The organism is Paenibacillus sp. E222 (assembly GCF_013401555.1).
Classification (GTDB): domain Bacteria; phylum Bacillota; class Bacilli; order Paenibacillales; family Paenibacillaceae; genus Paenibacillus.
The window spans coordinates 5574121-5586820 of record NZ_CP058552.1; the positions used below are offsets into that span (position 1 = coordinate 5574121).

10 protein-coding genes are annotated in these 12700 nt (G+C 45.9%); 2 read left to right on the forward strand and 8 right to left on the reverse strand.

Annotated elements, in window-relative coordinates; translation table 11 throughout:
* Positions 1 to 91 precede the first annotated feature (91 nt).
* The 3 genes from HW560_RS24680 to HW560_RS24690 all read right to left on the reverse strand — a co-directional run bounded on the left by HW560_RS24680 (position 92) and on the right by HW560_RS24690 (position 3098).
* Positions 92 to 397, reverse strand: coding sequence for a hypothetical protein (locus HW560_RS24680; protein ID WP_064638752.1), 306 nt, complete (start codon positions 395 to 397; stop codon positions 92 to 94).
* Positions 398 to 495: 98 nt separating this feature from the next.
* Positions 496 to 2250, reverse strand: a complete 1755-nt coding sequence (locus HW560_RS24685) for an ATP-binding cassette domain-containing protein (protein WP_179265008.1) — start codon at positions 2248 to 2250, stop codon at positions 496 to 498.
* Positions 2235 to 3098, reverse strand: coding sequence for an energy-coupling factor ABC transporter ATP-binding protein (locus HW560_RS24690; protein WP_179265009.1), 864 nt, complete (start codon positions 3096 to 3098; stop codon positions 2235 to 2237). The genes HW560_RS24685 and HW560_RS24690 overlap by 16 nt, the downstream gene beginning before the upstream one ends.
* 112 nt (positions 3099 to 3210) lie before the next feature.
* Between HW560_RS24690 and HW560_RS24695 the strand changes: the two genes are divergently transcribed.
* Positions 3211 to 3801: a biotin transporter BioY gene (locus tag HW560_RS24695; protein WP_090897131.1), complete on the forward strand. Its 591-nt coding sequence runs from the start codon at positions 3211 to 3213 to the stop codon at positions 3799 to 3801.
* A gap of 102 nt (positions 3802 to 3903) precedes the next feature.
* Here the strand turns inward: HW560_RS24695 and HW560_RS24700 are convergent, their stop codons facing one another.
* The 4 genes from HW560_RS24700 to HW560_RS24715 all read right to left on the reverse strand — a co-directional run bounded on the left by HW560_RS24700 (position 3904) and on the right by HW560_RS24715 (position 9864).
* Positions 3904 to 5793: a beta-glucoside-specific PTS transporter subunit IIABC gene (locus tag HW560_RS24700; RefSeq protein WP_090897128.1), complete on the reverse strand. Its 1890-nt coding sequence runs from the start codon at positions 5791 to 5793 to the stop codon at positions 3904 to 3906.
* 214 nt (positions 5794 to 6007) lie between these two features.
* On the reverse strand, positions 6008 to 6838 hold the full coding sequence (gene licT / locus HW560_RS24705) for a BglG family transcription antiterminator LicT (RefSeq protein WP_090902232.1): 831 nt from the start codon (positions 6836 to 6838) through the stop codon (positions 6008 to 6010).
* A 286-nt stretch (positions 6839 to 7124) separates the two neighbouring features.
* Positions 7125 to 8567 carry a 6-phospho-beta-glucosidase gene (locus tag HW560_RS24710; protein WP_179265010.1) on the reverse strand — a complete coding sequence of 481 codons (1443 nt, stop codon included), beginning with the start codon at positions 8565 to 8567 and terminating at the stop codon, positions 7125 to 7127.
* 466 nt (positions 8568 to 9033) lie between these two features.
* Positions 9034 to 9864, reverse strand: a complete 831-nt coding sequence (locus HW560_RS24715; RefSeq protein ID WP_179265011.1) for an amidohydrolase family protein — start codon at positions 9862 to 9864, stop codon at positions 9034 to 9036.
* A gap of 306 nt (positions 9865 to 10170) precedes the next feature.
* Here HW560_RS24715 and HW560_RS24720 point away from each other — a divergent pair, with 306 nt between their 5' ends.
* Complete coding sequence (locus HW560_RS24720) at positions 10171 to 11901, forward strand: cellulase family glycosylhydrolase (protein ID WP_373564961.1); 1731 nt, start codon at positions 10171 to 10173, stop codon at positions 11899 to 11901.
* Between the two features lie 149 nt (positions 11902 to 12050).
* Here HW560_RS24720 and HW560_RS24725 read toward each other — a convergent pair whose 3' ends face one another.
* Complete coding sequence (locus HW560_RS24725; protein ID WP_179265013.1) at positions 12051 to 12467, reverse strand: hypothetical protein; 417 nt, start codon at positions 12465 to 12467, stop codon at positions 12051 to 12053.
* Positions 12468 to 12700: the final 233 nt, after the last annotated feature.

Sequence of the window (12700 nt, forward strand, 5' to 3'; positions counted from 1 at the left end):
GAGAATTGTTTTCATCAACGATACAACTAAAAATAGCCCCCGGACAGGAAAATCCTGCCGAAGGCTATCATCTATTTTATATAATACGTCTTTACGATTCTTCTTCTTCCGGGTATTGAGGCTTGGTTACATTATCGGGAACCGTTTCATCGTAAACGTCCTGACCGGGATAATCCCGAACTTCCCCTTCGTGCAGCTCATGATTTTCATAATCGAAACGATGTGCGGTCCTTTGATCCACTCGCCATGGCGAGCTTTTGCCAAGAGATTCAGACATTAGAGATGAGCCGTAAGGACCTTCAGGGAACTCTTCGAGTGTGATATCATTTCGCTGCGACTCCACCGTGGACACATCGGTATATTCTTGCCTTTCTTCTTGCAAAAATTTATCCTTCATCGTTCGTCCCTCCATATCTGCTTCGTGGTGATCAAAGCATGTTTATTTTGAACGGAAATGAAAGGATTTATGCATGAACCATGGCTAAAATCCATTCTTCAATCTCTAATCCAGATATAAAATACAAAAACAATAAGTCCGAAGATGCAAATCCATGTATCTCGTTTGGACCATACCAATAAGGAGGAACGTGCTCCAAGCAGGGAATTCTCTCTAACTTTCCGCATTTCCATCGCAATTGTCATATCTTCTGCACGCTGAAACAGCGCCATGAGCAAGGGAATGACCATTGGACCAAGATCACGCACACGTACCGTATTCGGTCGTAATGCAGCTTTGCCGCGTGCCCGGACGATCAGCGAGAATCGCTGCCATTCACTCCAGATCATCGGGATAAAACGAAAGATTAAGGACACGGCGAGTGCAAACGACGACACGGGCAGTTTAATTTTTTTGCCGATACCAAGCACCCAATTCAGTCCCTCGACCATGCGACCATAAGGTGTAGTCAGTGAAAACCAAAGACTTGCCAACGTGACGATAAACAAACGATATACATTCAGTAACGTCCCCTCCGCCTGTATCAGGGAAAATCCGAAATGCAGACCGCCACCTTCTGTAGAAAGAGTCGTCCCTGACAACGCGGTTGATACGATAAAGAACAGTACGAGCGGTTTCATTAATTTCAAGCATCCCATAAGTGCCTGCCGTGGCAGCACAACGAGCGCCAAGATGACTGGCACCAACGTAAGGGAGAGACCTAACCAGTGGTGTTGAAGCATCGTAGCGGTCACGAGTAAAATGTATAAAATCCATTTCAGACGCGGGTCCATAGCACCATACAATCCTCTGCTTGATCCTGATTCAACGTGGGCGTATATGGCCTCCTGTGTGCCTTTTCCTCCCGAAGTATCGGAGCTTGTTAAGGCAAGCTTTGCTTCATCTATTCTGAATTGATCCTCATTACCAATAACATCAACCTTCGGCTCTAAAGGCTCATTGACGGACTGAACGATACCTTCAGCCATTTCCTCCGGAGTCAACGCAGTACACGTAAAATGAATGCCCGCCGCCGCAAATTGTTGTGCCAGTTGCATAGAATGTGGCAGACCAATTCCGGCAAGCTCCAGCAGATCTGGCCTTGTATGAATTTCCAGTGGTGTGAGATCAGCAACCAGACGTCCCTCTTGCAACAAAAGAACCCGATCTGCATGCGGCAAAAATGTGTCCAGGTCATGTGTAGCCACAATGGCTCCCTCACCTGCAGTTCGATGCTGGTCCAATGCATCCAGGAGCATGACAACACTTTGCGCTTCCAATCCGGCGCTGGGTTCATCGAGCAATAGCCATGAAGGCTGCGTCGCAGTTCCCAAGGCAAGCCCTAATCTTCTCCGTTCTCCCCCACTTAGTGCAAAGGGGGATCTGTCCGAATGGAATCTGTCTCCCTCTCCCTGACCTGCTGGGGAATCCCAACGTTCCAGTGTCTCGGAAATCTGCTTTTTCTTTTGTTCATCCGGTAGCCGATATGGACGCAGGGAATAAGCAAATTCACGCCCAATGCTTCGGGCGAACAGCTGTTGCTCTGGGAATTGAAAGACCAACCCCATTTGTAGCAGAATGGACTGTGGTACTTTCCCGTTCTGCCAGAAAGGCTGTCCGTCCAGCTTGAGGCTACCCGTATCTGGCGGTTTTAGACCGGCGATGGTTTGCAGCATTGTGGTTTTGCCTGATCCTGTGCAGCCTAACAATAAAGTAATTTCGCCACGGTTCAGTCGGACAGTGATATCTTGAAGCAGCGCTCTTTTGTCAGGTTGTGATGAAACTATACCTACATGTTCTAATTCGATTGCCAAAGCGTTACCTCCTTAACCAACTGCTCTGGTCGCAGAGGTGTTGCATGTTGCAGCATACCTTTCTGTTTCAGGAGTAGAGCCGTCTGCACTGTAAAAGGTGGAGCAAGCCCAAGCTGTTTGCAGGGAGAGGGTTGTTTTACTTCTTTTCCAGCGTCAGCCGCTGTCTCTTCCTTATCTTTCCCATAAAAGAAAGCCGCAGGCGCTCCATCGTAAACACAGCGTCCCTCTTCCATGGCAATAATTCGATCGCACAGCGTTGCTTCCTCCAAATGATGCGTAATCCAGATTACCGCCGTCCCTTGCTGGACAATGGCTTGAACTACCGCTTCCATTCGTTCTCTCGCTCCCGGATCAAGCATGGCCGTAGGTTCATCCAGAATAAGTACATCCGGCTTGGCCGCCAGCGCTACCGCGATATTCAGCAGCTGCTTCTGCCCTCCCGACAGCATCGATATTGCCGCCTCTGGCGGATGTTTAAGTCCTACCGTATGTAATGCGTGCTCTCTCCGGCGTAATTGTTCATCAGGAGATTCCAGCAGCGAGGATAAGGCAAAATGAAATTCCTCCTCAATGGTATCTCCAAGTACCTGCGCATCAGGCTGCTGGAGGACTCCACGAACAACCAGTTCTGGAGCAGCCTTTCTTTCTCCGCCGGATAGCGGAATGAATCCAATCAGCAGTCCAGCCAGCGTACTTTTGCCGCTACCATTGGCTCCCACAATACTTATCCATTCTCCCGGAGCTAATTCCAGCGAAACTCCATCCACCGCCTTACGAACACGTCCTGACTCGGACGCATAATGAACACGAACTTGATCCAGTGTAATCAAAGGTGTAACGTCTTGCATCGCAAATTGGTCCTTTCCCTTTTGAATCTTTTGTGGTACGATCCAAATCGTTAACCACATACGTTTAATCGGTTAACAATAAGATTACCAAAATTGAAAGGAATGTTCAAACATGAAATTATCTTTGCGAGGTATTGTTTTCAGCGCACTCATGGCAGCCATACTTGTTCTTTTTGGTTACATAAGTATTCCCATTGGTTTCTCTCCTGTGCCGATTACATTGCAAACACTTGCGGTTATGCTGGCAGGCGGACTGCTTGGCCCATTATATGGTTTTCTAAGTATCGCTCTGGTCGTCATTCTGACTGCAATTGGATTCCCGCTTCTGCATGGCGCAGGCGGACTTGCAGTACTCCTTGGGCCTACCGGGGGATATGTCATGATGTGGCCCTTCTCCGCATTGCTCATTGGGTTATTACTCAGCAGAATCAAACTGAACGGATTCGTTGGTTATTTCCTGGCCTTTATTGTATTTGAGGTATTTGGTTCAATGTTGATCTATGTTTCGGGCGTGCCATGGCTGGCCTATGCTTACAAAATGTCGTTACCCGAAGCCATGATACAAGGGTTCTATCCCTACATCATCGGTGATCTGATCAAAGCCTTGTTCGCTGCGATCATCATCGCACCTGTACGCATGGTCTTCCCTCCACAACGACTGACAGGCAACATGAACTCAACGGTTGTAAAGGTTGAATCCTAATCGTAATTGGTTAGCGTAAGCTTGAACTGAAATTACGAACAAAGCCGCGTCCACGTAAACAGAAAACGTTCTGTTCCACGTTGGACACGGCTTTTGTTATTTCTACTCTTGTTCCTGTCCTTTTCCACCATACAGGGTAAGTAACGGCTCTTGTACCCGAACTTGTCCCGTAATCAAAGGAACTACTTCCTCATAATTCGCAGAATTCGTAACAATGATAGGGGTTACCGTATGATAACCAGCGGCCTTGATTGCAGCGATATCGAATTCCAGCAGCAAATCTCCTGCTTTAACCCGATCACCTTCCTGAATATGTGATGTAAAGTGCTGACCATCGAGCTTAACGGTATCCACTCCGACATGGACCAAAATCTCCGCACCTGTATCTGATACAACAGCCAGGGCATGTTTCTTTTTGAAAGCCACGGTAATGGTACCGTCAAAAGGAGCAACGACTCGGCCAACTGCCGGCTCAATCGCAATGCCTTTGCCCATCGCACCGGATGAAAATGCCGGATCTGGCACCTCAGTCAGTTCAACAATGGTCCCCTCAATCGGGTTTAGAACTTCTTGATCAACGGAATCCGCTGTTCTTACTGATGGAGTGGTAGATTCCGTGCTTTTTTCTTGTTCTTCCTCTTCAACCGGATCTTTGAATCCCATAATGTACGTCAATGCAGCCGAAACAACAAAGGACACGCAGATCCCAAGAATCAGTCCAGGGAAACCCTCTCCACCCGGTCCATAGAAGATCGGCAAAGTCAACAGTCCTGGAGCGCCTGAAGCGAATGCCTGAGTACCTGCTTGACCAATGATGGCTCCACCAACGGCACCCCCGATCACTCCTGCGATAAATGGACGTTTGAGTGGCAGAGTAACACCATAGATGGCAGGCTCCGTAATCCCGAACAAGGCTGTCAGTGTAGATGAACCCGCCAGCGTTTTCAGCTTTTTATTTTTGGTTTTCAGCATAACACCGAATGCAGCACCAGTCTGTGCGAAGATGGAAGCCGTCGCAGCAGGTTTGACACCATCACGTCCATATACAGCAACGTTATTGATAAATACGGGAATGAGCCCCCAGTGAATTCCGAAAATAACGAGCAGCTGCCAGCTTGCACCCATAACGGCTCCTGCCAATAACGGACTGAATCCAAAAGCGGCCACCAGTCCTGATGCAATGGCATTACCTACATATACTCCAAATGGACCAAATACGAGCAGGGTAAGAGGAACCATAATGACTAGCAAAAATAATGGAGTGACAAAATTTTTCACACTTTCGTGAAGAACCTTATTGAAGAATTTCTCCAATTTGCTCATGACGATGACTGCCAGAATAATAGGGATAACGGTAGATGAATAATTCATCAATATCACAGGGATACCGAAGAAATCGGTTGGCGTTCCCTCCGCCTTGAGCGTGACGATGGAAGGATAGATTAATGCGCCAGCAATGGTCATCGCCACAAACATGTTACCCTGGAATTTGCGAGCGGTTGTAACCGCTAACAGCAAAGGTAAGAAATAAAACAAGCTGTCTGCTGCTGCAAATAGGATCTTATACGTGGTTTCTGTCGTTTCCAGCCAGCCGACATTACTTGCAATGAGCAGCAGCCCTTTCAATATACCGGCTCCCGCCATTACCCCTAGCAGCGGTGCGAATATACTGGAAATCACATCGATAATGCCGCCTAAGCCTTTTGCGGACTTCTTGGACTTTTCCTTTTCGGAAGAGTCATCCAAAATGTTGCTGATCTGACCAATGGCGTTATAAACCTCAGGCACCTTATTGCCAACGACCACCTGAAACTGTCCCCCGTTTTCCTTGACTGCGATGATTCCTTCTGTCTTTTCCAGCTTGGCTTTGTCTGCCTTGGCGTCATCTTTCAATACAAACCGCAAACGTGTTGCGCAATGTACCAGTGATACCACATTTTTTTCCCCGCCGACAAGCTCGACGATCTCTTTTGCGAGTTTTTCCTGACTCATGATGTGCACCCCCATATTTACTAAAACAGGCATCATACCGATTTTTTTGCACGCAAAAAACCTAAGCCTAGAGTAAGGTTTGGACACATGGGTCCTGCCTTCTCATGACTTAGGTTTTGCCTGCATAACCAGTAACAATCCCAGTTAAATCGTATTCAATTCCTGTTAATCTCATATTATTATGATTTAACCAAATTTGTCAACATTTTAATTGTTATCGATTAACGACCCGTTCAATGTGGACGGTCAGATACAATTTCTCTTCGTTGGTAAGCTGATGGTTGTATTCCTTGTTGACGAACATTTCGATTTTCTCCGTACATGCCGCCGCTTCCGGGTGCTTCTCTTTGATCATGTCGTAAAAGTGGTCATAATTATTGTCATAATGCGTGCCGCTTAATACCCTCTGGGAGAAGAACTTCAGATGCGTAATGAAGCGAAAATAGCTGAGAGACTCCTCATCGAATTCCATCTTGAAGTGATATTTCGCTATATTAATAATCTGCTGAATAAACTTCGTGATGTTCATCGTTGTAATGACTTCTTCATTCATCTCCGCATTGACAATGTGCAGGGCAATATACGCAGCTTCATCCGGTGGAAGCTCGATATGAAGTCTGGACTTGATCTGCTCCAGCGTTTTCAGACCCAGTCCGAACTCCGCCTTGTACAGCTGTTTGATTTCCCACATCAGTGCATTCTTGATTTCTACTCCTTCACGATATCGTTCAATCGCAAAGTTAATATGATCTGTTAGGGAAACGTAAATATTTTCATTCAGGTTACGGCCCAGATTTTCTTTGGCGTAGGTAATAATTTCTTCCACAATTTCGATCAGTTCCATAGGCACTTCGCGCAGCAGCATTTTGAAATTGTCGGATGTCTGCTTGTTTTTAAGCGCAAATACTTTCTGGATGCGGGTCTCGTCTACTTTATCCCCCGGCTTTTTCTTAAAGGCAATCCCACGCCCCATCACTACAAGCTCTGCTCCATCCGCTTGATAGATGCTAATGACGTTATTGTTGATAACCTTTGCTATTTTCACTTCAATCCCCCCGTCACGATCCACTCTCTTGGCAGTCATATATCGTCTTTTGGGCATACAAAAAAAACCTGAAGCATCACAAAATAAACAAGACATGTCGGTCTGCTTTTTTTGGTGCTTAGGTTTTGCCTACTTCAAGTAGTAACAATCCCAAAACGATATAATTGCGTCAAGTATAGCGCGAAGAGACACATATGTCAACGCTTTCAACGAGGGAACAATCGGAAGTTCCATGAAGCGTGGTCCTTCCGATATGATATGGAGAATATCCCTCCTCTTCCCCTGCTTATTCCGATTCTAAATTGCTGCCATCGGATTGAATTACATTTTTGTACCAATGGAAGCTCTTTTTCTTGATCCGCTTCAAATCACCCTTACCTTCATTGTCACGGTCCACATAGATGTACCCATAGCGTTTTCTCATCTCGCCTGAAGAAGCGCTGACAATATCGATAGGGCCCCAGCTTGTATAACCGATGATCTCTACACCGTCCTGCAGAGCTTCACCCATCTCGACAACATGGCGTTTCAGATAATCAATCCGGTATTCATCATCAACCTCACCATCAGGGGTAACCACGTCATTGGCTCCAAATCCATTCTCTACAACAAACAGCGGTTTTTGATACCGGTCATGCAGCTGATTGGCTGTAATACGGAAGCCTTTGGGATCAATCGTCCAGCCCCACTCCGATTTGGCCAAATAGGGATTGGCTACAGAACCAAATACATTGCCGCTCGTCATGTTTTTGACGACTTCCGGGTCTGTGGAGGTTGTACGACTTGAATAATAACTAAACCCGATATAATCAACCGTATGGTTTTTCAGAATTTCCGCATCACCTGGCTGCATGGCAATATTCAATCCATGATCCTTGAAGAAACGTTTGGCATAGCCTGGGTACTCTCCACGCGACTGAACATCAATGAAGAAGTAAGACTCCCTGTCTTTCTCCATGCCCTGGAACACATCTTCCGGATTACAGGTATAAGGATAAAAGCTTCCTGCCGCAAGCATACAGCCGATCATTGCGTCCGGGATGATCTCGTGACAGGCTTTAACCGCCAGTGCACTTGCCACCAGTTGATGGTGTGCTGCCTGATACTGAATCTCTTTGACATGATCACCATCCTTGAAGACCAGACCCGCACCAAGGAATGGCAGATGCAGCAGCATGTTAATTTCGTTGAACGTCATCCAGTATTTCACCTTGTCCTTATAACGGCTGAATACAGTTTTCGCGTAGGTTTCGAACAGAGTCACCAGCTCACGGCTTCTCCAGCTGCCATATTTCTCAATCAGATTAACCGGTACATCGAAGTGAGCAAGTGTTACTACAGGCTCGATGCCATGCTTCAACAGTTCATCGAATAATCGATCATAAAATTGCAAACCCGCTTCATTCGGCTGTGCATCTTCTCCGGTGGGGAAAATCCGTGCCCAGGCAATCGATACACGCAGCGCTTTGAATCCCATCTCCGCAAATAGCGCGATGTCTTCGGGATAACGATGATAGAAATCAATCGCTTCATGCGAAGGATAAAACTCGGTTTCCAGCGGGGTTAATGCAGGGACATTACCCTTCATGATGCTTCTGCGATTCTCTCCTGTCGGCAGCAAGTCAACAATGCTCAGCCCTTTGCCATCTTCCAGATAAGCACCCTCTGCCTGATTGGCAGCAATGGCTCCACCCCACAAAAAGTCTTTGGGAAACTTAAAATTAGTCATTCGTATTCTCCTTCCAAATATGTAATTCTGTTATCCGCTCCAATCGCATGAAACATGAATAAGACAAAGTATTTAAGTTGAACTACACATTTACTTCATAAACGGAGAGGACAGATAAAATCTGGAGAAGCAACGCTAAAAGCGTTCTGAAAGAAAGCTGCTTCGGAAGCATACGCTTCGCCTTTATCCCTGGGTTTCCCTTTAAAAAGGGAATCCAGAAATCTGGGGATAACAGCGATCGGAGGATTGTTCTGGCAGCGCAGTGTCCAATGTAAAATCGTTCTTTCAACTTAAATACAAAAAACCCGAACCAGCCCGAATACACGTTGCAGTGTATACAAGCCAGCTCAGGTTATGCCCATATCGGTAACATTCCCAGATCACAATTATGCGGATTGGTTAAAACTTTAACAAGAATTAGGGGACCTGTCAACATCGTGCAGCCTGATTCTGCTGTCTAATTCAATCACGATAACTGATAAAAGGTAGCACAGGTGCCGCCGAATATCATCTGCTTCTCTACCTCAGACATGCAAGAAGTATGCTTTGTGATAATCTCAAGCACTTGAGCATATGTACCAGCCACCGTACATACAGGCCAATCCGAGCCAAACATCACCCGATCTGGACCAAAGGCTTCTAAGGCGATATTCAGATAAGGGGCAAAGTCCTCCTGTTTCCAGTTTGTCCAATCGGCTTCCGTTATCATTCCAGATAATTTGCAGTATACATTCGGTTGTTCTGACAAAGAGTATAGCGCTTCCTTCCAAGGGGAAACCGTTCCTGCCTTAATATCGGGCTTCGCCAAATGGTCAAGTACAAATCGCTGTTCAGGAAACATCTTAACCAGCTCTACAGCATAAGGGAGCTGCTCCTTGGACACGAGCAGATCGTAGGCCAGATTATATTGCTGTAGCAAAGCAATTCCGCGCTGAAAATCGTCACGCAATACAAACTGGACATCCGGTTCATCCTGTATTACATGACGCACCCCCTTCAGCCAAGGGCTTGATGCATACTTCTCAAGTTGATGCTCAGCTTCTACAGAACACAGATCCACCCACCCCACAACACCCCTGATGAACTCATGCCGTTCTGCCAAGTCCAGAAGCCATTCGGTTTCCTCCAACGATTGTCTAGCCTGTACCGCCATACAACCGGATACCCCTGCACGGGTTAACAGAGGCTCCAAATCTTCTGGAAGAAACGATCGTCGAATGACGCTCATGTGTTCCTCGATCCAACCATATTCACGAATATTATAATTCCAGAAATGTTGATGCGCATCCAGTCTCATTTAATATCCCCTCCTGAGATTTATTTAACTTCAACCACGGATGTAATGCAACGCTATTTATTTGAATGAATTTAGAATAAAATAATCCATTAATCACTAATTATGACATGGATTTTGTGCTAATTACGGGGGTGTTTACTTTCGATGAATCGTGCTATATTTGCATTTCAGAAAACGTTTTCAATACTTAATTTGGTGGTGATTCCATTTAAATCAATCCAGAATCCTGTTCTATGCCGAGCTTAAATCTTCATTTTTTTGTAAGCGCTCTATATTAGTTCAACAATAATCATTACAAAGGAGAATATGTTAATGAACAAAAAACGCAGATCGTTCCTCTCGCTCACTATCGTAACGGCAATGATTCTATCCCTGTTGTCATCCGCCATCGCTTCTGCTGCTACAGATGAATCTATTCAGGCAAGTGCGGCCGCTGCTCCAACGAATATTCAGTCCTATGTTAATGCGATGGAACCGGGCTGGAATCTGGGAAACTCGCTGGACGCCGTTGGTACAGATGAGACGGCCTGGGGTAACCCGCTGATCACTCAGCAGCTGATTCAAAATATTGCTAATCAAGGCTACAAGAGCATTCGTATTCCAGTGACCTGGCAAGCTCATATAGGAGGAGCACCCAACTATACAATTGATACCGCTTACATGAATCGTGTACAACAGGTTGTAAACTGGGCGCTTGATGCCAATCTGTATGTCATGATCAATATCCATCACGATTCATGGCAGTGGATCAGCTATATGGAGAATGACCATGCCAATGTTCTTGCTCGTTACAACTCAGCCTGGACTCAAATTGCAAACAAATTCAAAAACTCATCCACGAAGCTGATGTTCGAAAGTGTAAATGAACCACGCTTCACGGAAGGTGGTACAACGAATACCGCTACTGCTTACGCTTTGCTGGATGAGTTAAATGTATCTTTTCATAACATCGTGAGAGCATCGGGGGGAAATAACGCAACACGTCCATTGGTCCTGCCAACGATGCATACCTCTTCCGCTCAACCAGATCTGGATGCATTATCCCAGACGATTGCGAAATTAAATGACCCTAACATTATCGCTACCGTTCACTACTATGGTTTCTGGCCATTCAGCGTGAATATCGCAGGGTACACCAAATATAATGCTGAAGTGCAGCAGGATATTATCGATACATTTGACCGAGTGTACAATGCATTCACAGCCAAAGGTATTCCGGTAATCGTCGGTGAGTATGGCTTGCTCGGCTTTGATCAGCACACAGGTGTCATTGAGCAAGGTGAGAAGTTAAAATTCTTTGAATTTATCGGCCAGTACCTGCGTCAGAAACAGATGACCACCATGTTATGGGATAATGGACAGCATTTTGGCCGTACCAGCTTCACCTGGTCTGATCCGGATCTGTATAACACGATGAAAGCAAGCTGGACTGGTCGTTCCTCCACAGCTGAATCCGATCTGGTTTATCTGAAAAAAGGGGCTGCAATTCAGGATAAAACAGTAAAATTGAATCTCAATGGCAATACATTTAGCTCTCTTGCTAATGGCAGCACAACTCTTGTTCAAGGTACAGATTATACGATCAGTGGTGATGTGCTCACATTGAAATCAAGCCTGTTAAGCAGACTGACCACGTCCGGCAATCTTGGGGTTAATGCCAAGCTGACCGTCAAATTCAACAAAGGCGCAAACTGGAACCTGAATATCATCAAGTATGATACGCCTAAACTGAGCAATGTAACGGGCACAACGAGCTCGTTTGCGATTCCGACAACCTTTAATGGCAATCAGCTGGCCACCATGGAAGCCACTTATACAAGTGGCGGAAACGCAGGTCCGCAAAACTGGACTTCGTTCAAAGAATTTTCCTACACTTTCAGTCCGAATTATAGCAGCAACGTGATTGAATTGAAACAAAACTTCTTCAACGAAACGAATAATGGCGAAGTTATTCTCAAGTTCCACTTCTGGAGCGGAGACGTCATTACGTACAAAATAACGAAGAATGGTTCCAGTGTAGTCGGAATCTCTTCCTAATAGGGTTTCACAATTCAATGTATAGCACATAGGAATCAGCACATAAAAATTCACGAAACGTTGTGTCCAGGGCAACAGGCTCCGGACACAACGTTTTTCATTGATACTCGGTTCATCGGACTGGCGACAGGAACCCATAATCAGGTGATTCACAATAAAAATGAGACATCTCCACTCCGGCTGTGAATGACATATGTCGCTCCCAGACCTTTATAAACCAGCCCAACAGGAGCTCTGTTGCTGGAAACAACGTAGAGTTGTTGCGGACACAAGCTGCGACACAGCTCAATGTCCTGACAGCACTGCGGCAAGTTATTTTCAAATACAAAGGCGTGTTTCACTACAAATTCTGGCGAAAGCTGATTACGGAATGCCATTTCCTGAATGTAACGCACGGTGACTGCACCAAGCGACTGAAATTGTTCCCCCTCCTCTTCGCTGTGTACAAGCACGACAACCGCAAATCCCCTTTTCAATAATACATCCACAAAATTCTTTCCCGCCTCACTGTGTCCTGTTGATACCACCATCATTGCTTCATCCATTGCCGCCAACCTCGCCTTCACATCAGATCCTGCAAATGCCATCTGGAGTACGTTATGTGCGAATCATAGTCCTCTGTCTGCATCTCTGCAATTGAACTGCATGCGATTTCTGCACCGTTCTGATCGATTCCAGACAATCCAGGTGAGCAATTCTTGCCTAATCTCCTCTTTTCGCAGTCATGCGGCATGTTGCTTGGTCTGTCATGAGCTGAAGAAAAAATCGAGATAATGGAGTCCAAAACGCAGATATATCT

Coding starts and splice junctions, on each gene's coding strand:
- HW560_RS24715 (WP_179265011.1), bottom strand. CDS start 9,864: ATGAGACTGGATGCGCATCAACATTTCTGGAATTATAATATTCGTGAA.
- HW560_RS24720 (WP_373564961.1), top strand. CDS start 10,171: ATGTTAATGAACAAAAAACGCAGATCGTTCCTCTCGCTCACTATCGTA.
- HW560_RS24710 (WP_179265010.1), bottom strand. CDS start 8,567: ATGACTAATTTTAAGTTTCCCAAAGACTTTTTGTGGGGTGGAGCCATT.
- HW560_RS24695 (WP_090897131.1), top strand. CDS start 3,211: ATGAAATTATCTTTGCGAGGTATTGTTTTCAGCGCACTCATGGCAGCC.
- HW560_RS24680 (WP_064638752.1), bottom strand. CDS start 397: ATGAAGGATAAATTTTTGCAAGAAGAAAGGCAAGAATATACCGATGTG.
- HW560_RS24690 (WP_179265009.1), bottom strand. CDS start 3,098: ATGCAAGACGTTACACCTTTGATTACACTGGATCAAGTTCGTGTTCAT.
- HW560_RS24700 (WP_090897128.1), bottom strand. CDS start 5,793: ATGAGTCAGGAAAAACTCGCAAAAGAGATCGTCGAGCTTGTCGGCGGG.